Below are 20,868 nucleotides of genomic sequence, written 5' to 3' on the forward strand. Positions count from 1 at the left end.
CGTGGCCGGGCCGGCCTTACGGTACGAGGCGCCCCCGCCTTGCCGCCACCCCGGCGATGCGGCACCCTGGCGGCCCACGCCCCGCCCCCCACACCGGGACCGTCCCCGGGGAAGGACGCCGGCATGGCCCCCACGCCCAGGACGCACCCCCGTCCGCCGACCCCGTACCGCTGCACCGGCTCGCCGTCCCGGCCGCCTGCCCACCGCCCTTCGCGATGGGCTCCTTCGACGCCCTCGGCCCGGAGTCCCGCGCCGGATACCCCCACCGGCACACCTTCTACGAGATCGCCTACGTCACCGCCGGCACCGGCACCCACGTCGTCGACGTCGTACGCCACCCCCTGCGGCCGCCCCACCTGTGCGTCATACTCCCCGGCCAGGTGCACTACTGGGAGGGCGCCGCCGGCCTCGGCGGCGTCCTCCTGCTGTTCACCGAGGACTTCCTGCTGTCCCGCCCCGACGACCGGCACCTCCTGCGCGCCCTGGGGGAGCGGCGGGTGCCGCGCCTGCCCACCGGTCCGGACGGCGGCGACACGGCCGGGATCGGCGCCCTGATACGGGCGATGGAACGGGAGTTCACGGCCCGCGCCGACGGCTACGCCTCCGTCCTGGAGGCATACCTGCACATCCTGCTCGTCCGCGCCCTGCGGCTGCCGGGGGAGCGAAGACCCGAGGCGGACGCGGGCCGTTCCGCCGAGGTCGCCAGGGAGTTCGGCGCGCTGCTCACCGAGACCGCGGGCGCCGAGGGCGCGGTCCGCGCCTACGCCGACCGGCTCGGCGTCTCCGTCGGCTACCTCATCGAGGCCGTCAAACAGGCCACCGGCCGGACGCCCGGCGAACTGGTGCGGGCCGCCCGCGCTTTGGAGGCGAAACGGCTGCTCACCGGCTCCGGCCTGACCGTCGCCCAGATCGCCCGGCGCGTGGGGTTCGGCGACCCCGCCTACTTCTGCCGTTTCTTCCGGCGCGAGGCCGGTGTCAGCCCCGGCGACTTCCGCCGGGCCGCGGGCGGGTGCCCGGCGGAGGGAACGTCGGAGAGGACGCGCGAGAGGACGCCGGAGAGGACGCGCGAGAGGACGTCGGAGAGTACGCGCGACAGGACGTCGGAGAGTACGCCGGTGAGGATGCGCGACAGGACCCGCGACAGGACGCCGGAGGGGGCACCGAAGAGAGCATCGGAGAGAACACAGGAGAAAGCACCCGGGAAATCACCGGAGTAAACACCACGTTCACCGAACGGAGTGCATCGATCCGCCCCGCTCGTCGCCCTAGGTTCCTCAGCGCACAGGAGAAGTCCTGCAGCGCGCGCCCCCATCCCCACCCCCAGGAGGCGGAACCATGGCGGACGAGACCCTGCCCACCGGCGGGACGGCCGGCGGCCACGACCGCGACGGCGGCCCCGGCACCGGCGAGGACGCGAAGGAACGGCGGCACATCAGCCGCAAGACCGTGCTCAAGGCGGCCCTCCTCGCCGTGCCCCTGCCCGCCCTGCTGGGCAGCGGCGTGGCCCTGGCCCGCGACCACCGGCCCACGGGCGCGCCCCTGCCCCACACCCCGTACTGCGACGACGGCGACGAGCCCACCCCACCCCAGATAGAAGGCCCCTACTTCAAACCGAGCTCACCGGAACGCGCCTCCCTGCTCGAACCGGGCATGCGCGGTACCCGCCTCACGGTCACGGGCTACGTCTTCGGCCCGACCTGCCAACCCGTCGCGCAAGCCCTGCTGGACTTCTGGCAGGCCGACAACGCCGGTGTCTACGACAACCGCGGCTTCCGGCTGCGGGGCCACCAATACACCGACGGCAGAGGAGCGTTCACCCTCACGACCATCGTCCCCGGCCTCTATCCCGGCCGCACCCGCCACATCCACGTCAAGGTCCAGGCGCCGGGCGGTCCGGTCCTCACGACACAGCTGTACTTCCCCGGCGAACCCCGGAACGAGACCGACTCCCTCTTCGACCTGCGGCTGCTCATGACGGTCCGTCAGGCGGGACCGGCGAAGGAGGCGGCCTTCGACTTCGTCGTCAACCCCGGCGTGCCCGGCGCGGCGCGGAGACGCTGACCGCGGCACCCACGGCCGGCGGGAGCGCGCCGTACATCGGCGGCGGCGCGCCCCGCCGGCTCGCCCCGCGCCGGGTGCGCGGTGCGCGACTCCAGGGTGCGAAACGGGCCGCGTCGGGGTTGTGGCGGGCGGAAAACGACGAGCGGCGTGCGGTGCCCGTCCGGCACGATGGCCCGGAGCCGGCGGATCCGTCCCCTCGGGCGGAGACCGGGGCGCGTATCGGAGGCAACCTCCGGTACGGTGTCGGTCAAACGATCACCGAGGGGGCTCCCGATGACGAACCAGGCCGACCGGTCTCTCCGCTTCGCCGTCAACATGTTCAGTACGGGCACGGGCGCCGAATGGCGCGCGAAGTGCCGCCGGGCCGAGGAGCTCGGCTACGACGTGATCCTGGTGGCCGACCACCTGGGCATGCCGGCCCCGTTCCCGTTCCTGGTGGCCGCCGCGGAGGTCACCGAGCGGCCCCGGCTGGGCACGTACGTGCTCAACGCCGGCTTCTGGAACCCGGCCCTCCTCGCCCGCGAGGTGGCCACCACCGACCAACTGACCGGCGGCCGGCTGGAACTGGGCCTCGGCGCCGGCTACGTGCGGGCCGAGCACGAGAGCGCCGGGCTGCCCTTCGGCTCGCCGCGCGAGCGGGTGGACCACCTGGCCCGCACCGTGACCGAGGTCGGCCGGCTGCTCGCGGACCCGGCACACGTCCCCGCGGCCGCCCAGCCCCGCGTCCCGGTGGTGATCGGCGGAAGCGGCGACCGGCTCCTGCGCACGGCCGCCCGGCACGCCACCACCATGGCGTTCACCGGAGGCGGCACCGGCCCGGACGGAGCACCGCGGCTGCTGGGCCCCGCTGCCCTGGAGGAGCGCGTCGCGGCCTACCGCCGCTTCGAGGCCGAGCGGCCGGCCGAACTGGCCCCCGCCGAGCTGAACTTCCTGGTCCAGATCGTCACCGTCGACGGCGACCCCCTCGCGAAGAAGGGCGAGCTGATCGGGGACGTCTCCCACCTCACGGACGAGGAACTGCTCTCCCACCCGGCCCTCTTGTCCGGCTCGGCCGCGAACATCGCCGCCCGCCTCCACGCCCACCGCGCACGCTACGGCTTCGGCTACTTCACCATCCTGGAGCCGTACATGGAGGAGTTCGCCCCGGTGCTGGAACACCTGCGCGCCTGACCGGGGGACCCCTCGCGCGGGTGATGACAAACCTCACTTCCGCTCGCGCGTGCGCCACGTGAGGCTCATGAAGAGCAGCGGCCCGGGCGGCGTTCGGCCCGGTCACCACGCGTCGCCGCGATGGCGCGCGGCCCGCACCTCGTCTCTCCGGACCGGCTGGTCCTGCGCACGGGCTGCTTCGGCAGCCTGACGGTGGCCGGAGCGTCGGTCGTGTCCGTCACGCGTGCCCCACGGACCGTCGCCGGCCTCGGCATACGCCGGGTCCCCGGCGAGCCGCGGGCCGTGGCGTGCTCGGCGGGCGGCGCGGTGGACCTGTGCCTCCGGCTCGACCCGCCGGCCACCCTCGACCTCGGCAAGACGGGGTGGCGACGGAGGTGGACACCGTCCACGTCTCGGCGGACGCTCCGGACGCCTTCGCCCGGGCCGTACGGGAGGCCGCCGCGCTCCGGTGCTGAACGGGTCCGGCGTCAGGGGGCGGCCCGCGAGCTCACCCGCATACGGATGTCGTCCGCCGCCCAGAGCACGAAGCGTTCGACGGGGACGACCTCGTGCCCGGGCTCGGGACGGAAGCGGAAGCGCTTCAGCAGCACGGCGAGGATCAGTTCGGCCTCCATCATGGCAAGTTGGGCGCCCTCGCAGCCGCGCGGCCCGAGCCCGAAGGGGATGTAGGCCAGCCGCGCCCGTCCGGCGACCGCCTCCGGGGTGAACCGCTCGGGGACGAACTCCTCCGGATCGGGCCAGTGTTCGGGGTTCAGATGCACGGCCCAGAACGGGTAGAAGACCGTCGTCCCCGCGGGAATCACGTAGTCGCCCAGGGTGAGGGACTCCGTCGTCTCCCGGGCGCCGTACGGGCCGGGCGGGTAGAGCCGCATCGCCTCCTTGAGGACCATGGTCAGGTAGGGGAGCCGCCGCAGGTCGCCGTAGGCGGGAGCCGGTCGGCCGCCGAGTACGCGGTCGAGTTCGGCGGCGACGCGCTCCGCGGCCTCGGGGTGGCGGCCCAGCAGGTGCAGGGTCCACGACACGGCCACCCCGGTCGTGTGGTGGGCGGCCAGCAGCGTCATCATGACGGTGTCGCGGATCCGGGCCGGGCTCTCGCCGGCGTCGACGAGCGCTCCGATCAGGTCGCTCCGGCCGCCGGCGCCGCCGCGGCGGTGGGCCGCGACGACCCGGTCGACCGATGCCCGCAGGTGACCGAGCGCCTCACGGGCTCGTTCGGCACCCCCTCGCTCCCGCCCCGGGACCCCGTAGAGACGGCTCAGCTGCTCGGTCAGCACGTCCTCGAACGCGGCGACGGCGCGTTCCGGATCGACGACGTCGTCCCCCAGCGCGTACGCGCAGATCATCCGCAGCGACAGCGTGGTGAGGTCCTTCTGCAACCCGACGGCCACGCCGTCGGCCCGCTCCGCCCACCGGTCGGCGAGCTCCGTGACCAGCTCGGCGAACCGGGGGAAGTGCCGCTCGTGGGACGGGCGTCCGGCCAGGACCGAGAGCATCAGCCGCCGCCACGGTCCGTGTTCGCCGGCCGGCATCACCTGGATGTTGCCCGCCTCGAAGAACGGGTCGAGGAACGAGAACAGCCCCTCCGGACGTCTGTCGAGGTGAGCCATCGCCTCCAGCAGCACCGGATCGGCGACGGAGACGGCACTCTCCGCCCCCGGCAGCTGGAACCGCACGACGGGCCCGTACTCGGCGTGCAGCCGCAACTGGTAGACGTGCAGCCCGCCCGCCGCCGCGACGGCGCCCGCGCCACCGCCCGCACACGGCTCCGGTCCGGGGATCTCCACCACCGGCACCCCTCCTCACTCGCGGCCCCGCCAGTATCGGCGCCCGCGGCGCCGGCGGCCAGAGGGCCCGTGGGCCGCGGCCGCGGCGGGCGGCCGGGCCGTGCGCGGGCCACCGTCCCGGCGGAAGCGGTCAGTTCGGGCCGCGGGAGGACGAGGCCGGGCCGGGCGGCCGTCGCGACGCGCTGTGGAAGGCCCGGCGGTAGGCGCTGGGAGTGGTGCCCAGGGCGCTGAGGAAGCGCCTGCGGAGATTGGTCGCGGAGGACAGCCCGGTACGGCGGGCGACGGCGTCCACCGCCAGGTCGGAGGTCTCCAGCAGCTCGCGGGCCGCGGCGATCCGCCGGGCGAGCAGCCACTGCCCCGGGCTGGTGCCGAGCTGCTCGGTGAAGCGACGGGCGAGGGTGCGCGTGGAGCAGCCGGCCCGGGCCGCCAGCCGGGCGAGCGTCAACGGCTCGTGGAGCCGGCCGGCGGCCCAGTCCAGCAACGGCGCCAGCGAGCTGTCGATCTGCGCGGGACGGGGCGGGGCGGCGTACTGCAACTGCCCGCCCTCCCGGTGCGGCGGCATCACCAGGTTCCGGGCGACCTGCGCGGCGTAACCGGCGCCGTGGTCGGCGCGCACCAGGTGCAGGCACAGGTCGATCCCTGCGCCGGAGCCCGCGCTGGTGGCGATGTCGCCGTGGTCCACGTACAGCACGTCCGGTTCGAGCCGCACGGCCGGGAACCGCGCGGCGAACTCCTCGGCCCGCGCCCAATGGGTGGTCGCCGAGCGGCCGTCCAGGAGCCCCGCGTACGCCAGGGTGAAGGCGCCGGAACAGATGCTGACCACCCGCGCGCCTCGCGCGTGCGCCTGGCGCAGGGCCCCCGCCACGGCCTCCGAAGGGGCTCGGCGACGGGCAGCCGGCCGGGGACCACCACGGTGTCGGCCCGGTCGAGGGCGTCCAGCCCGTCGGTGACGACCATGTCGTACCCGGCGAGCGTGGCCACGGGACCGGGCCGCTCGGCGCACACGCCGAAGCGGTACCGGGCGGGCAGGCCGGGCCGCGCGACGCCGAACACATCGGCCGCGCAGGCGAGTTCGAAGGTCGACTGAGGCGCGTGGACGAGTGCCACTACTCGGTGCATGGCAGGAAAGTACCCCAGGACGTCAAACGAGACACTGGGCGGGACGCCGGTGAGCGGCGAGGCTTGCCCCATGACGAACACGACACCGCAGACCACGGCCATCACGGACACCGCGGCCGTCACGGACAGCGCGGCCGTCACGGACAGCGCGGCCGTCACGGACAGCGCGGCGCCGACAGGCGGGCAGGTGCCCGGCTACGCATGGGTCGCCATGCGGGACGTCCCGGCCCGCACCCTCTTCCCCGGCATCCGGCTGCGCTCGCTGTGGAGCGGCGAGAGCGGCGCGACGGCACACGTCGTGGAACTGGACCCCGGCGCGTGCTGGGAGGGCCTCGACGTCCACGAACCGGGCCCGGAGGAGGTGTTCGTGGTCTCCGGCGTCTTCAACGACGGCGAACGCGACTACCCCGCGGGCACCTTCCTCCACGCCCCCGCCGGCTCCTCCCACGTCCCGCAGACGACGACGGGCTGCACCCTCTTCGTCTTCTACCCGGAAGGCTAGGCTGTGGCCGCAATGGCCCACCGTGATCGGAAGGCGGCTCGCGGGACGAGCGCACGTGAAACGGCTGGTATTACTGGGGCATGCAGGAAGAGATTGCACGCTCCGCGATCGACACGTTCATCTCCGCGTTCAACGCCTCGGACGACAGCCATGTGACCGCCCTGCTCTCCCAGGCCCTGACCTCGGACGTGGTCTTCTGGGGACCGTTGGGCCGCAGCGAAGGAATCGCGGCGGTCGAGCGGTTCGTGCTGGACATCCGGCGTCACCCGGCGGGGGCCGGCACGATGGTGCGCTGCTCGGCGGTGGACATGCCTGACGAGTGGGCCCGGTACCGGTGGGTCTTCACCACGCCGGACGGAGGCCCCCGCCTGGCGGGAACGGACGTCGTCCATCTGCGGCGGAGCCTCATCGACCAGGTCATCGTCTTCGCGGGGGAGATCGCGGAGGAGACCGAGGGGGAGATCGAGCCGTTCGCCTCCTGAGCCGTCCTTCTGCCGCTGTCCTTCTTCCGAACCGCGCCCCCCCGAGCCGCGTTCGGGGGCTGCGGTTCGCGGTTGACCGGGCTGCGGTGTCGAGGGGGCGTCCGCCCTAGCGGATGCCCTCCTCGCCGCGGACGCGGTCACAGCACTGGGCGGGCCCGGATGTCTTCCCCGCGGTGGGGGCCTCCGGTCAGGAGTCCCCGCCCTCGGTCTCCGGATGGATCGCGCCCCGCAACTCCTGTGACAGATCGAGCAGTTCACCCGCGAACAGGTCCACGGCATTGTTCCGGAACTCCTCCGGCGTCAGCCGCACCGGCACGTCCCCGCCGACCCGGCCGACGATGACCCCGGCCGGCGACTCCGCCTTCGCCTCGTCCTCCGCGTCCGTGCCGTCGAGAGAGCGCGCGACGGCGCCGGCGACCGAGGACCGGGCCGACTTGGCCACGCTCAGGTCGTCCAGGGCGAAGCCGATGTAGGCGGCGATCAGAGTGCCGGACTCGTCGACGACGCGGATGCCCTTCGGGATCGCGTTGCCGCCGCGCGCCGTGAGCGTGGCGACGCCCGACGCGTCCCCGGACAGCGACAACTCGGCGCGTGTCATCCGCGGGTTGGCGAACCGGTCGTCGGGTTCCTTCCCGGCGAGGCGCTCCGCCTCCAGCCGGCCCTCGGCCGAGCCCTCGGCCCGTCGCCGTTCCTCCTCCGCGTCGTGTCCTCCGGCAGATCCTCCGGCAGACCGCTCGTTCACCGCCATGGCGACCCCTCCCCACCCCTCGCCGGTGCGTCCTCCCTCCGTCTTCCCCGGCACCGGCCGGCGATGCGTACGGGCCGGGGGCCGGACGCCGCCGACCGCCGTCATGGGCCGCCGGCGCATGCCGGTAGCCTCACGCGATGAACGGCGGGCGCACGGGCACCCGCACGACGATCCACCCCAGGAGGACCAGCGATGGCGCTCGAGCACGACCGGGCCGCCCAGCGCGGCGAGGAGATCCTCGCCGTCTTCGACACCGCGTTCGCACAGCTGCTGGCGGCCGACCCGGCCGCCTTCCGGGTCAAGTTCCGGAAAATGGCCGCCTCCGCCTTCGCCTTCTACCGGGGCACGGCCTGCCTCTTCTACCATGACCTGGCCCACGAGCGGGACGCCGGCCCCTTCCTGGACGACCGCACGTCCCGGGTGTGGATCCACGGCGACCTGCACGCCGAGAACTTCGGGACCTACATGGACGCGGGCGGCCGACTGGTCTTCAACGTCAACGACTTCGACGAGGCGTACGTCGGCCCCTTCCTCTGGGACCTCAAGCGCTTCGCCGCCTCCGTGGCCCTGCTCGGCCATGCCAAGGCGCTCAGCGACGACACCATCACCGAGCTGGTACGGACCTACGCCGCCGCCTACCGTGAGCGCGTCCACGCCCTCGCCACGGGCGCGAAGGACGACGAAGTCCCGCCCTTCACCCTCGAGACCGCGCAGGGCCCGCTCCTCGACGCCCTGCGCGAGGCCCGCGCCCGTACCCGCTTCGGCCTCCTCTCCACCATGACGGAGATCCGCGGGCACGACCGGCGCTTCCTCGACGGCGGCGGTTCCATACCGCTGGACGCCGCCACGCGCGCCGAGGTCCTGGAAGCCTTCGACGGCTACCTGGAGACCCTGCCCGACAGCAGCCGCGTCCGCCCCGACTCCCACCGCGTCAAGGACGTCGTCGGCCGCCGCGGCATCGGCATCGGCAGCGCCGGCCTGCCCTCGTACAACATCCTCCTGGAGGGCAACAGCGACGCCCTGGAGAACGACGTCGTCATCTACATGAAGCAGGCGCAGACCCCCGCGGTCTCCCGGCACGTCACCGACCCGGCCGTGCGCGCCTACTTCGCGCACGAGGGCCACCGCACGGTGATCTCCCAGCGCGCCCTCCAGGCGCACGCCGACCCGTGGCTGGGCTGGACCGAACTCGACGGCGCCGGGCAACTGGTCGCGGAGGTCTCGCCGTACGCCGTCGACCTCGACTGGTCCGACATCGACGACCCCGAACAGATCGCCGCCGTCGTCGCCGACCTCGGCCGTGCCACCGCCGCCATGCACGCCGCCGCCGACGACACCAGCGGGCACTCCCTGGTGCCGTTCTCCACCGAGCACGCCATCGACGCCGCGATCGCCGCCGACGAGGCCGGCCTCGCCGAACTGCTCACCGACTTCGCCCACACCTACGGCGCCCGGGCCCGCGAGGACCACCGGATCTTCGTCGACCTCTTCCGCAACGGCCGCATCCCGGGCCTCTAGCCGAAACGCCGACACAGGAGGACTGCCGCGCGGCGGGACCCGGGCCCGGCGGGACCCGGGGTCCGGGGCGGCCCGGAGGCGATCGACGGCGCATGCCGTCGCGCCGACTCCCGTGCCGTCACGCCCGGTTGGCGGGTTCCCGCCCGTCGGTGATCGGTGTCGTTGACCGCTCGGGTCACCGCCGGTTGGCTCTCCCTGGCCGAAGGGGCGGCTGCGGAGACGGGCCGGCCCGACCACAGGGGAGGACGGATCGCCATGAGACGGACCGACAGTGGCAAGGCGAGACGGTCGCGGGCGCGCGGGGGCTTGGTCCTCGCCGCCGCGGCGCTGATGGCGGGGGCGGCGCTGCCGTCCCACGCGGAACCGCGAGGCGACGGCCTCGTCCAGGTGGACCTCGGACTCGACGGCGCGCAGCCCGACAACTGGTCGGAAGCCCGCGGGCTGAGCGCCGACGGCCGGTACGCCGTCTTCACCTCCATGGCGTCGAACCTCGTCCAGGGCGACACCAACCGCCTCTACGACGTCTTCGTCCGAGACCTGCGCGCCGGGCGGACCGAGCGGGTCAGCCTCGCCGACGACGGCACGCAACTGAACGGCTCCACCAGCCAGGCGGCCATCAGCGGCGACGGCCGGTACGTGGCGTTCGCGTCCGACGCGGCCGACGTCCTGCCGGGGCTGCCGGCGAACGGCGGCTACAGGGTCTTCGTCCGGGACCGCCGGACCGGGCACACCGAACCCGTCAGCGTCGACGGGAACGCCACGAGCCCCACCATCAGCGCGGACGGCCGGTACGTTGCGTACGTCCTCGACGGACGCGACATCCACGTCACCGACCGCCGGAAGGGGACCACCCGGCCGGTCACGGCCGGCGCGGACGGCTCCCGGGCCGACGACGGCTCCGCCGACCCGGTGATCAGCGCGGACGGCGCGGCCATCGGCTTCCGCTCCCGGGCCACCAACCTGCTGCCCCGCGACCGGGCCGCCACCGCTTCCAGGCCGCCACGGCCGCGCCCCACGTTCCCGTTCTACGTGTACGACGCGCGCACCGGCCGGATCCAGGGCGCCTCCGTCGACCCGGCGGGCGTGCCGCGCGACGCGCACCCGTACGCCGGCCTGAGCCCCGACGGGCGGTACGCCCTGTTCCGTGCCTTCGAGGCCAACGGGACGGACGAGGAGGGCTCGCACGTCGAGCTCTACGTCCGCGACCTGTGGCACGGCACGACCACGAAGGCCGCCCTCCCGCTCCCGGGCACCCGGACCGTGCACGACGCCTACCGCGGCAGCGTGACGGCCGACGGCCGGTGGCTGCTCTTCGCCTCGGGCGCCGACAACCTGGTGCCCGGCGACACCGACCAGTCCGTGAACATCTTCCGGCGCGACCTGCGGACCGGCCGGATCGACCGGATCAGCGCGGCCGGCGGCGGCGCGGACATCTCCTGGTCGCCCAACTCCCTCTCCGTGGACGGCCCCGGCGCCACCGCCCTCTTCGACGGCGGCGGCAAGGTGTACGCGCGCCGGCTCCCGCCCGCCTGACCGGGCGCGACGCGTACGACTACGGCCGGGGCAGCGCTTCTCCCGCCTCGGCCGGCCCGTTCGCTCCAGCGCCCGCGCCGCGCCCTGCGAGTTCCAGGAGGCGCCGGGCGCGGCGCCGAAACCGACGTCTTTCCGCAGGCGACTCGCAGGCGGCGCGGACGCGATCGTCGACGGCGCGCCGGGGGCCCGGTGCCGAACCGGGCGTCCGGGCCGACGACCGGCCGCACGGAAGGCGGGGACGGGCGCCGCTTCCCGGCCTCGCCGTCCACGGAGTCGAGGCCGACGAGGGCCGCTCGACCCGCTGTCCCGGTCCGGCATCGCCGGGCCGCGCCGCACGGCCGCCACTCCGACCGCCGCCGCCACCGCGCCCCCGCGCGGGAGCGAGCCCCCGTCGATATGGCGTCACCACACGCCGCCGGGGTCTGCTTTCGGCCCCCTGAGCGCCAAGCGGCGCCGATCGCCAGGGCCTGACGCTTCCGCCTGATCAACCGCCGGTAACACCCGGCCCAGCCCCCTCCTCACCCACCGTTCCTGCCTTCGCCGCCGCCCCGCAAGACGGCTCAAAACATCAGTTTGTAGGGCAATGGGCACGGGGAGTTATGCGTTCGCTTCCAAGATCCTTCACGGGGGAGCCGCCCGTGAAACGGCGGTTTCCCGCCCACACCGAAGAGGAGCCACAATGCTGCCCGCCATGCCGCACGACGACCGTGAACGATTCCTCGCAGCTCCGCGCATCGGCGTCCTGGGCGTCACCGACCCCGGGGCGGTGACCGGGCACCGCTGGTGGTGCCCGTCTGGTACGCGTACGAGCCGGGCGGCGAGGTCGTCGTCGAGACGGGCCGGGAGACGGTCAAGGCCCGGCTGCTGCACGCCGCCGGGCGGTTCAGCCTCTGCGTGCAGGACGAGCGGCGGCCGTACCGCTACGTCAGCGTCGAAGGGCCGGTCACCGGGGTCGAGGACCCCGTCGACCCGGCCGTGCGCGAGGCCCTCGCCCACCGCTACCTCGACCCCGACGAGGCCCGCGACTACCTGGCTGCCACGGTGGCGCAGCTGAAGGACGACATCGTCTTCCGCATGCGCCCGCAGCGCTGGCGCACCGCCGACTTCGCCGCTTTCGCGGCAGACTTCGCCGGCACCGCGACGGACGGGCCGGCCGCCGCCGGCTGACCACCGCCGCGGACGTGGAACGCCGCGCCCGCGGGACCGCGCGCCAGGAGCACGAGCACCGAACCGCGCGCCCAAGGGCACGAGCACCGAACCGCGAACACCGTGTCCTTCACGTGCCACCGCCCGGAGGCGCCACACCGCATCGCGTCGAGAACGCGCCGCACCGCGCCGAGAACGCGCCGCAGCGCACCGCATCGCGCCACACCAGCCCACCGCGCCACCGCCCGAACCGGAAGGAAACCCCGCCCGCACATGACCGACACCACCGACGTCTCCTTACGCCCCGAGTCCGCGACGGCCACCCCGCCCGCGCCCGGCTATCCGCGGGACCGGCTCATAGCCGAGCTGTTCGCGGCGCAGGCGGCCGCCCGGCCGGACGCCCTCGCGGCCCGGCACGGGGAGCGCACCCTGACCTACGGCCGGCTCGACGCCCGCTCCGACGCCCTGGCGGCGCGCCTGCGCTCGCGCGGCGTCGAACCGGGCGACCTGGTGGGCGTGTGCGGCAGCCGTTCCCTCGAAGCGCTGGTGGCGCTGCTCGGCATCCTCAAGGCCGGCTGCGCGTACGTTCCGCTGGACGAGGACCTGCCGCCGGCCCGGCTGCGGGCCATGGCGGAGGACGCGGGCCTGCGCGCCGCGGTCACCCTGCCCGGCGGCGAACGCCCGGTGCGCGGATTACGCGTGAGCATCGGCCTCGACGACGAGGAGGAGACGACCGCGGCCACCCCGGAAAGCCCCACCCGTGCCGCGTCCCCGACCGACCCCGCCTACGTGGCCTTCACCTCCGGCACCACCGGCCGCCCCAAACCGGTGGCCATACCGCACCGGGGCGTCGTCCGCCTCGTGCTCTCCGACCCCGAACTGCATCCCCCGGGACCGGACGACCGGGTCCTGCACGCCTACGGGCTGTCCTCCGACGCCTCGACGATCGAGATCTGGAGCGCGCTGCTCACCGGGGCGTGCCTGGTCATCGCCGACCGCGCCGAACTCCTCTCGCCCGCCGCCCTGGAAGACCTGCTGCGCACCCGGCGGGTCACGGTCGCGTATCTGACGACGAGCGTGTTCCACCTCCTCGCCCGGACCCGGCCCGAGGCCCTGTCGGGGCTGCGGTTCGTGTCGGCCGGCGGCGAAGCGATGGACCCGCGCCTGGCCAACGCCGTCCTGGCGGCCTGCCCCGGCACCACCGTCGTCAACTTCTACGGGCCGACCGAGAACGCGGTCGTCTCCACCGCCCATGTGCTGAGCCCGCTGCCCGACGACGCCGGGCACGTGCCCCTCGGCCGCCCCTTCGGCGCCTCCACCTGCCATGTCCTGCGCCCGGACGGCACGCCCGCGGCGCCCGGCGAGGAGGGCGAGCTGTACGTGGGCGGGGACGGGCTGGCCCTCGGCTACCTCGGCGACGCGGCGCTGACCGCCGAACGGTTCGTCACCCTGCCCGCCGTCGAGCCGGACGGGCCGCTGTACCGGACCGGCGACCGGGCGATCCTGACGGCCGACGGCCTGCTGGAGTACCACGGCCGGCTGGACCGGCAGGTGAAGCTGCGCGGCGTACGCGTCGAACTGGACGAGATCGAGGCCCGATTGCGGGCCCACCCGGCCGTCGGCGAGGCCGCCGTCGAGGCCGACGGGGGCGCGCTGACCGCGTACGTCACCCCCGCCGAGGCCGGACACCCCGTGCCCGTGCCGGACCTGCGCGCGTACTGCGCCCGGTGGCTGCCCGCGCAGGCCGTCCCGGCGCTCGTGCCGATGGACCGGTTCCCGGTGACCAGCGGCGGCAAGGTCGACCGCGCCCGGCTGAAGTCCGCGGCCCCCGCCGCGGAGCCGGCGGGGGAGGAGCCCCCGGCGGAGGACGGCCTGCTCGGCGTCCTCGCGGAGGTGTGGCAGCAGGTCCTGCGCGTCCGGCCCGCCCCCCAGGACCGGTTCTTCGACCTCGGCGGCGACTCCCTGCTCGCCTCCGAGACCGTGACCCGCACCCTCGCCGTCCTGGGCCTGGACGCGGCCCACGGTTCCGGCCTCGTCAGGGCGCTGCTGGCCGCCCCCACCCTGGAGGGCTTCGCCGCGGCCGTCCGCGAAGCGCGCCACGGCACCGCCGGAACGGCCGGGCCGGCCGTCGACTTCGTCAAGGAGGCCGAGCTCGGCTTCGACCTCCCGCCGGCCGCAGGCCCCGCCCCGCGCCCGCACGACCCGCGGCACGTGCTGCTCACCGGCGCCTCCGGGTACGTCGGCGCGTTCCTCCTCGACCGGCTGCTGCGCTCCACCCGGGCACGCGTCCACTGCCCGGTGCGGGCGTCGGACCGCACGCACGCCGAACGGCGGGTGCGCACCGCGCTCGCCCGCTACGGCCTGCACCCGGACGAGGCCGCGTGGCGGCGGGTGGAGTGCTTCCCCGGCGACCTGACCGAGCCCGCCCTCGGCCTGCCGGAGACGCACACGGCCGAACTCTCCCGCACCCTGGACCTCGTCATCCACAATGGCGCCCACGTCAACTTCCTGTACCCGTACGAGGAGTTGCGCGCGGCCAACGTCGACGGCACCCGGGAGGTCGTCCGCATCGCCGCGCCCCGCCGCGTCCCCGTGCACTTCGTCTCCACCGTCGCCGTCGTCGCCGGCTTCGGCGCGGCCGGGGTGCGCGAGGTGGACGAGGACCTGCCGCCGGACCACGCCGACGCCCTGACCATGGGCTACGCGGAGAGCAAATGGGTCGCCGAGGGCGTACTGCGGCAGGCCGCCGAACAGGGCCTCCCAGTGGCCGTCCACCGGCCGTACGAGGTCACGGGCGACACGGCGCGCGGCGTGTGCAACACCGAGACGGCCATCTGCTCGCTGCTGAAGATGATCGCCGACACGGGGCTGGCCCCGGACATCGCGCTGCCCATGGACTTCGTCCCGGTGGACCACCTCGCCGCGGCCCTCGTCCACATCGCCACCCACGAGCCGGCCGACGGACGCACCTACCACCTCACCAACCCGCGCCCGGCGATGCTCTCGGACGTCCTCGACCGGATGCGCGCCGCCGGCCACACCCTGCGGACGCTGCCGTACGACGAGTGGGTCGCCGCCCTCGTACGCCATGTCGCCGCGCACCCGACGGCCGCCACGGCCCCGTTCGTGTCGCTGTGCGTCGACCGCAGCCGCGGCGCGGACATGTCCGTCAAGGAGATGTACCTCCAGGACACCTTCCCCGTGCTGGGGCGGCGCAACGCCGAGGCGGCCCTGGCCGGCAGCGGGCTCGACTGCCCGCCGGTCGACGCCGCCCTGCTCGACCGCTACTTGGAGTACTTCCACACCTCCGGCTACCTCACCCGCCCAGCGACCGGCCCTTCGGAGAGGACCGCATGAGCGACACCGAAGCCGTGGACACCGTCGACACCCTCGTCGAGGTCCCCGCCCCCGAAGCCGGCAGCGCCGGATCGCCCTGCGCCTACGCCCGGCTGCGTGCCGAACAGCCCGTCGCCAAGGCGAAGTTGCCGAACGGCGAGACGGGCTGGCTGCTCAGCCGCTACGAGGACGTGCGCGCCGCCTTCGCCGACCCCCGGCTCGTCCGGCCGCTGCTGTCGGCCTGGCCGCCCCGCGAGGGCGCCGACGCGCCGCCGCCGTGCCTGCCCACCTTCCTGGAGATGACCGGCGAGCACCACGAGCGCGTCCGCCGCACCGTCCTCCCGCTGTTCGGCCGCCGCAGGCTGGAGTTCATGGTGCCGCGCGTCCGGGCCATCGCCGGGGAGCTCCTCGACGCGATGGTGGCCGGGGCGCCGGACGGCACGGCCGACCTCGTCCCCGCGTACGTCGAACCGCTCCCGCTGCGGGTGCTGTGCGAGACCGTCGGACTGCCGTACGAGGACCGCGACGTCTACCTGCCGCACACCCTCGCCCTGCTCGGCGCCTCCGGGCTGACCATGGAGGAGGTGCTGGCCGCGCTGTACGCCCTCCAGGACTACGCGTCCGAGCTCATCGCCCGCAAGGAGCGGGAGGACGCGGGGGAGGGGCAGGAGGGGGACTACATCCGCCTGCTGCTGGCGGAGAGCCGCAGGCCGGACGGCGGTCTGACGCGCGACGACGTCGTCAGCTTCGTCGTCACCATGCTCATGGCCGGCTACAAGACCAACATCCAGCACACCGGCAACGCCCTTCTCGTGCTGCTCAGCCGTCCCGACGAGCTGCGGAGGCTGCGGGAGGAGCCCGCGCGGATCCCCACCGCCGTGGAGGAACTGCTGCGCTACGTACCGCTGATGAACGCGATCAACATCCTCGTCGCCCGGGAGGACCTCACCCTGCACGGGCAGCGCATCCGGGCCGGCGACGCCGTCGTGCCCGTCCCGGCGTCGGCCAACCGCGACCCCGCGGCGTTCACCGACCCCGACCGCTTCGACCTCACGCGCACGCCCAACGCGCACGTGGCATTCGGGCACGGCCCGCACGCCTGCACCGGCGGCCACCTGACCCGTCTCCAACTCGCCACCGCCATCGAGGTGCTGTTGGAGCGGCTGCCCGGCATCGGACTGGCCGAGCCGGCCGCCTCGCTCCCCTGGGACGAGACGACCCCGCTGCGCGCGCCGGCCCGGCTGCCGGTGCGCTGGTGACGCCCGTACCCCCCGAACCGAGGAAAGAGGCCCGGACCCCGTGACCACACCGCACACCACCGCGACCGCCGGCGGCCCGCCCGAGGAGCCGCTGCCGCGCTACCCGTTCAGCACCAAGGGCGACCGCCTCGCCCCCGAGCTCACCGAGCTGCGCGGCCGCTGCCCGGTGGCCCGCGTCGGCACCAACTCCGGCGGCGAGGCGTGGCTCGTCACCGGCTACGACCTCACCCGCCACGTGCTGCGCGACCGGGCCTTCGCCCGCTCCGTACTCGGCGAGGCCGACAGCCCGGCACAGGACGCCCCCATCCTGGCGCCCGAACTGCTGGACGCCATGAACCACCTCCGCAAGGCCGGCCTGCGCGACGAGGTGCTCAAGGCCCTCGGCCGCGACCAGCCCGACCTGCCCGACGCGTGGGTCGCCGAGGCCACCCGCGAGGGCCTGGACGCCATGGTGGCCGACGGCGCGCCGGGCGACCTCCAGAAGCACTTCGCCGAACACGTCGCCGCCCGGTGCATGCTGCGCCTCCTCGGGCTGCCGTTCGAGGACCGGGAACGGCTCGCCCACCGCGCGGACGTCGACCTGACGATGGTCACGTACTCGGACGAGGAACTCGCCCGCAACTGGGAGGAGATCCGCCGCCACATGCACGCGCACATGGCGGCCCGCCGCCCGGGCGAGCCCCGCGGCCTGGCCGACCGTCTCGCCGACCTCAACGCCCGCCACCAGGGCCTGACGGACCGGCAGTTGTCGAACATCGTCGCCGTCCTCTTCGTCAGCGGCTACGAGGACTTCGCGAGCTTCCTCGGCGTGGCGGCGTTCAACCTCCTCCAAAGGCCCGAAGCGCTCAGGACACTGCGGGAGCGGCCGGAGACGACACCCCAGTGCGTGGAGGAACTGCTGCGCTACAGCGTCGTACTCGGCAACGCGATCCCGCGCTACGTCACCCAGGACACCGAACTCGGCACGGCGTCCCTGAAACAGGGCGACCTCGTCCTCCTCTCCCTGGACGCCGTCAACTTCGACCCGGCCGCCTTCACCGCCCCCGAGACCTTCGACCCGTCCCGCTCACCCAACCCCCACCTCCGCTTCGGCTACGGCCGCCACCACTGCCCCGGCGCCCACCTGGTCCGCCGCCACTCCGACACGGCGTTCCGCGTCCTCGCCGACCACCTCCCGGACCTCCACCCGGCGGTCCCGGCGGCCGAGGTCCCCTGGCACCCCCACCGCATGGCGATCATGCCGGCGGAGATCCGGGTCATCTGGTAGGGAGGGCCTCTCCCAAGGCCCGTCTCCTGCTCCCGAGGTACGACAGCCGAAACCGGATCGGGCCGGACGCGCGGGGCGTGACGTCCCGGCGCGTCCCAGGCCCGGGGCGCGGGCGGCGCTCGGGCCTCCGGCGGTTCGCTACGGACAGAGCGACTCCGCCACTTCCATGGGAGTCGAAAGTCGAAGCGGAGTGAGGGAAGTCCCCTGCGGGCGATGAGGGGGTATCCATCGAGCTGTTCAGGACCCCGCCAGCGTCGCCGCGCATTCCAGGGCCTCGGCGGGAGGGCGCGCGGCGGTGTAGACCGCAAGTTCGCGCAGCAGCCGCGGGAGCGGGTGTGCCACCGTCTCCGGCGCGGGGGAGGGGAGCGCGTCGGCGCACGCGAGGGTGAGCCCCACGCCCTGCCGCGCCAGTGCGACCGCCGCCTCGGCCTGCGGCACCTCCAGGACGATCCGCGGGCGGAAGCCGGCCGACCGGAACACCTCGGCGAAGGCCGGACCGGGCCCGAACCCCTGGTGGGCGATCCAGCACCGCTCGGACAGCTCCTCCAGGCGCGTGGTGCGTCCGCACAGGCCGTCGTCCTCGGGACAGACGACGACCAGTTCCTCGGTGCCCAGGACGAGCACCCGTCCGTCCCAGTCGACCGGCCACGGCCCCACCCCCACGTCCACCGCGCCCGCGGCGACGGAGTCCTGGAGCTGTGACCGGCTCTCATGGGGACGGACGACGATCGGGGCGGCGGGGTGGCCCCGAGTCCAGCGGCGCACGCCGGGCAGCAGCGCGGCGGGCAGCGCCGTGCGCACCGTGCCGACGCGCAGTGCCCGCACGCCGCCGAGCGCCGCGGCACGGGCCGCCGAGGCCGCCTCCCGCGCGCAGCGCAGGGCCGTGCGCGCGTAGGGCAGGAAGGCCGCGCCGGCCGTCGTGGGCCGCACGCCTTCAGGACGGCGCTCCACGAGAGGCGTACCGACCGTCCGCTCCAGGGCGCGCAGTTGCTGGGAGACCGTGGGTTCCGTCACGTGCAGCCGCTTGGCGGCCTTCGTCAGCCGTCCCTCGTGCACGACGGTCACGAGGTATTCCAGCTGCCGCAAAGACAGGTTGCCGACACACTCCATCACTTCCGCCTATCTCGTCATCGACGGTTTCTTCTTGCTCTCCGCACCGGCGCCGGGTTTCAGTGAACCGGTGGCCGATGGGCGGCTCCGCGATGCGTACGCGGGACCGGGTGGGGGCTCTGCCAGGCGGCCCCGCCCCGGAAGGAAGATCAGCATGAAGCACCCCCGCCCCCTCCTGCTGCTGCCCGCGCTGCTGGCCGGAGCCGTCATACCGCTGGCCGCGCTGCCGGCCGCCGCCGAGACGGGCGGTACCGGAGGCGGGCAGGCCCCGCCCGCCCTGTCGCTCGGCGGCGGCCCGTCCGACAAGCAGGCGGTGACCGCCGTCCGGCCGTCCACCGACGGGACGAACCGCCAAGTACCGGTGGGAGACGCCCGGCTGACCACGTACAGCCCGGGGCACGCCGTGCTGGCGCCGGGCGGGAACGGCGGCCTCAAGGGCAGTCCCACGGACCTCGCCGTGGGCGATGTGATCGCGGCCCCCGCCACTCCGGCCGCCCCGCAGGGCGCCCTGGTGAAGGTGACGGCCGTGCGTTCCCGGACCGGCGGCACGGTCTCCGTCGACACGACGCCCGCCACCCTGGCGGACGCGCTGGGCGACGGCAAGGCCGACGTCCGCGTGCCCCTGACCGCGGCCGACCTGAAGGTCCAGCCCCCGGCGAACGGCGGGAAGGCGACCGGTGGGCAGGGACTCCGGTTCGACGTGGACGTGCCGCTGCCGGAGGGCGTCAAGCCCACCGCGGGCCACTCCGCCGCGCTCACGGGCCACCTGGACCTCAAGCCCGAGATGCTGTTCTCCTACGAGCGCTCCCACTGGTACTCGCCCCAGCCGTCGAAGGCGGCGATCGGGGTGTCCGGCGATTACTCCTACGGCTTCGCCGCCCACGCCGAGGGCACCGCCTCCTATGACACCGGACACAAGCCGCTGCACATCCCGGCCGCAGAAGTGAACGTCGACAAAACCGTCTGGGTAGGCCCCGTGCCCATCGTGCTCACCCTCAAGGTGAACTACTTCTACGACATATCGGCCGACGGAAAGATCACCCTGGACGCCGAACAGAACACCAAGGGGCGACTGGAGGCCGGAGCCTCCTACGACGCCGGTCACGGCTGGAGCGCCCTGTCCGGACCCGAGCCCACCACGACGGGACGACCGGCCCGCGTAGCGGGATCGGGCACGCTGAAGGGCGGTGTGGGCACCCACGCCGAACTGGGCCTGTACGGCTCGATCGGTGTCACCGCCGACGCCGTGCCGTACCTGAAGGCCACGGCGCACGGCTCGGCCGGCGGGCCGCAGGGAGAGGGCACCGGCGGTGCCGACACGGCCCCAGCCCCGACGCCCACCGGCACACCCACGGGCGACTGGGCCCTGTACGGCGGGGGCGAGCTGACCGGATCCTTCTTCGCCAAGCTGAACGTCTTCGGCACCAAGGTGTTCGACAAGACCTGGGAGTTCCCGAAGGTCTCGTACGAGCACCGGCTGGCCGGCGGCCCGTCCTGACCGCCGACGGGGCCGGGCCTCCGCCCCGGCCCCCGCACGGCGGCGGGCAGGCGCGCGCCCCGGAACAGGCGGCCACCGGCGTGCGGAGGAGACGTCCGCACAGAGCCCGCGGGCGGCGAGCGTCCGTCCGTGCGTCCCGGGCATTCCGATCACCTCGGTCCCTGTCGCTTCCGCCGATCACGCTCCTCTCAGCGTGGCCATCGGCCGCCGCGCCCGGTGTCGGGCGGCCGGTGGATCCGGCGGCCACCCCTCCCCTCCCGGCCGAGCGGCTCGATCACCGATCGGGGGACACCTCACCCGCCCCGGCGTTCCCCCGGCCGCCCGACCCCGCCGGA

General features: G+C 74.4%; 14 protein-coding genes and 2 pseudogenes. 12 read left to right on the top strand and 4 right to left on the bottom strand.

Annotated elements, in window-relative coordinates:
* The first annotated feature begins 56 nt into the window (after positions 1–56).
* From ACQEVS_RS32755 to ACQEVS_RS32765, 3 genes and pseudogenes are all read left to right on the top strand, one after another.
* A complete protein-coding gene (locus tag ACQEVS_RS32755) occupies positions 57–1,217 on the top strand; it encodes a helix-turn-helix domain-containing protein (RefSeq protein WP_433027083.1) in 1,161 nt (386 codons plus the stop codon).
* A gap of 118 nt (positions 1,218–1,335) precedes the next feature.
* Positions 1,336–2,043: pseudogene (locus tag ACQEVS_RS32760) on the top strand (dioxygenase); the annotation flags it as partial.
* Between the two features lie 291 nt (positions 2,044–2,334).
* Positions 2,335–3,231, top strand: a complete 897-nt coding sequence (locus tag ACQEVS_RS32765; RefSeq protein WP_433027086.1) for a TIGR03621 family F420-dependent LLM class oxidoreductase — start codon at positions 2,335–2,337, stop codon at positions 3,229–3,231.
* A gap of 467 nt (positions 3,232–3,698) precedes the next feature.
* Here ACQEVS_RS32765 and ACQEVS_RS32770 read toward each other — a convergent pair whose 3' ends face one another.
* Positions 3,699–5,015, bottom strand: coding sequence for a cytochrome P450 (locus ACQEVS_RS32770; protein ID WP_433028157.1), 1,317 nt, complete (start codon positions 5,013–5,015; stop codon positions 3,699–3,701).
* Between the two features lie 130 nt (positions 5,016–5,145).
* A pseudogene (locus ACQEVS_RS32775) lies at positions 5,146–6,134 on the bottom strand (helix-turn-helix domain-containing protein).
* A 211-nt stretch (positions 6,135–6,345) separates the two neighbouring features.
* Here ACQEVS_RS32775 and ACQEVS_RS32780 point away from each other — a divergent pair.
* Positions 6,346–6,636, top strand: coding sequence for a cupin domain-containing protein (locus ACQEVS_RS32780; protein WP_433028160.1), 291 nt, complete (start codon positions 6,346–6,348; stop codon positions 6,634–6,636).
* 80 nt (positions 6,637–6,716) lie between these two features.
* Positions 6,717–7,118, top strand: coding sequence for a nuclear transport factor 2 family protein (locus tag ACQEVS_RS32785; protein ID WP_433027089.1), 402 nt, complete (start codon positions 6,717–6,719; stop codon positions 7,116–7,118).
* 187 nt (positions 7,119–7,305) lie between these two features.
* On the opposite strand, the gene ACQEVS_RS32790 is transcribed toward ACQEVS_RS32785, so the two are convergent.
* On the bottom strand, positions 7,306–7,866 hold the full coding sequence (locus tag ACQEVS_RS32790) for a hypothetical protein (RefSeq protein WP_433027092.1): 561 nt from the start codon (positions 7,864–7,866) through the stop codon (positions 7,306–7,308).
* A gap of 192 nt (positions 7,867–8,058) precedes the next feature.
* Here ACQEVS_RS32790 and ACQEVS_RS32795 point away from each other — a divergent pair, with 192 nt between their 5' ends.
* From ACQEVS_RS32795 to ACQEVS_RS32820, 6 genes are all read left to right on the top strand, one after another.
* Positions 8,059–9,384, top strand: coding sequence for a DUF2252 domain-containing protein (locus ACQEVS_RS32795; RefSeq protein ID WP_433027095.1), 1,326 nt, complete (start codon positions 8,059–8,061; stop codon positions 9,382–9,384).
* A 255-nt stretch (positions 9,385–9,639) separates the two neighbouring features.
* On the top strand, positions 9,640–10,917 hold the full coding sequence (locus tag ACQEVS_RS32800; RefSeq protein ID WP_433027098.1) for a hypothetical protein: 1,278 nt from the start codon (positions 9,640–9,642) through the stop codon (positions 10,915–10,917).
* 786 nt (positions 10,918–11,703) lie between these two features.
* Positions 11,704–12,084 carry a pyridoxamine 5'-phosphate oxidase family protein gene (locus ACQEVS_RS32805; protein ID WP_433027101.1) on the top strand — a complete coding sequence of 127 codons (381 nt, stop codon included), beginning with the start codon at positions 11,704–11,706 and terminating at the stop codon, positions 12,082–12,084.
* Positions 12,085–12,336: 252 nt separating this feature from the next.
* Positions 12,337–15,420 carry an amino acid adenylation domain-containing protein gene (locus ACQEVS_RS32810; protein ID WP_433027104.1) on the top strand — a complete coding sequence of 1,028 codons (3,084 nt, stop codon included), beginning with the start codon at positions 12,337–12,339 and terminating at the stop codon, positions 15,418–15,420.
* Positions 15,417–16,658: a cytochrome P450 family protein gene (locus ACQEVS_RS32815; RefSeq protein WP_433027107.1), complete on the top strand. Its 1,242-nt coding sequence runs from the start codon at positions 15,417–15,419 to the stop codon at positions 16,656–16,658. Before ACQEVS_RS32810 ends, ACQEVS_RS32815 begins: the two co-directional genes overlap by 4 nt.
* A 40-nt stretch (positions 16,659–16,698) precedes the next feature.
* Positions 16,699–17,925, top strand: a complete 1,227-nt coding sequence (locus tag ACQEVS_RS32820; protein WP_433027110.1) for a cytochrome P450 — start codon at positions 16,699–16,701, stop codon at positions 17,923–17,925.
* A gap of 237 nt (positions 17,926–18,162) precedes the next feature.
* On the opposite strand, the gene ACQEVS_RS32825 is transcribed toward ACQEVS_RS32820, so the two are convergent.
* A complete protein-coding gene (locus ACQEVS_RS32825) occupies positions 18,163–19,035 on the bottom strand; it encodes a LysR family transcriptional regulator (RefSeq protein ID WP_433027114.1) in 873 nt (290 codons plus the stop codon).
* 154 nt (positions 19,036–19,189) lie between these two features.
* Between ACQEVS_RS32825 and ACQEVS_RS32830 the strand changes: the two genes are divergently transcribed.
* On the top strand, positions 19,190–20,533 hold the full coding sequence (locus ACQEVS_RS32830; protein WP_433027117.1) for a hypothetical protein: 1,344 nt from the start codon (positions 19,190–19,192) through the stop codon (positions 20,531–20,533).
* Positions 20,534–20,868 lie beyond the last annotated feature (335 nt).

The sequence above is a fragment of the Streptomyces sp. CA-181903 genome (assembly GCF_050937075.1).
Classification (GTDB): Bacteria; Actinomycetota; Actinomycetes; order Streptomycetales; family Streptomycetaceae; genus Streptomyces.